Consider the following 852-nt stretch of genomic DNA (forward strand, 5'->3'; position numbering starts at 1 on the left):
CCGATAATTTCACATGGGATGCCCAGAACTTTGCCGGTTTCTGGTATGACATTGATGAAGATGACTCTTCTGAAACACTGATTATTAACCAGTCCACTGGAGTTATCGCTGAAGAAGAAGACCTTGTTTACGAAGCAGCAGCAGTTACTGGCCAGGAACCAGAATTTGCATTCACAGCAAATGCATCCACCTCTGCTCTCTATGACTATTCCAAGGTAGGTCTCTTTGCAGAGGAATACTTCGCAGTCGATGGTGAAGTTGACACTCTCTCCAAGATTCTCATGGATGATGACACCAGTTACACCGTGAGAACAGGTGAGTCCCTTGAACTTGCTAACGGCTACGCAATCACACCACAGCAGATCGATGTTGATGGTAACAAGGTCTGGCTTGAACTCACCAAAGACGGTGAGTTTGTAGATGATAAGATCGTAAACACTGCCGGTGATGCAACCACCGCTAACAAGACCTGGTTCTATGAACAGGATGTTGGTGACTATGAAGACATTGCAACCATCATGGTCCACATCGATGAAGTATTCCAGGGACAGGTTGACAGTCTCTGTGTAATCGAAGGTGTCTTCCAGGTTTCCGAAGATCCATTGGTACTCGAAGTCGATGATGAATTCGGTGAACTTATTGTAACATCCGTCGATGGTCCAATCGTAATGAAGAACACAGAAGAACTCGATATCCCAGATGATGAAGTCCTTGACATCACCGATGAACTCAAGGTTCTCGGAAACGATGGTGGAACCCTCTGGTATCTGTTCACTGAAAAGACCGAACCTGGAACATATGAACTCCGTGGTGCAGTTGCATCCGATAATTTCACATGGGATGCCCAGAACT

Annotated in this window: 1 protein-coding gene; it reads left to right on the forward strand. The window is 45.8% G+C overall.

The window, feature by feature from the left end; translation table 11 throughout:
- The coding region (locus C9889_RS09965; RefSeq protein WP_318531600.1) for an S-layer protein domain-containing protein at nt 1–852 on the forward strand (852 nt) is incomplete at both ends.

The sequence above is a fragment of the Methanohalophilus profundi genome (assembly GCF_004137855.1).
GTDB classification, from domain to species: domain Archaea; phylum Halobacteriota; class Methanosarcinia; order Methanosarcinales; family Methanosarcinaceae; genus Methanohalophilus; species Methanohalophilus profundi.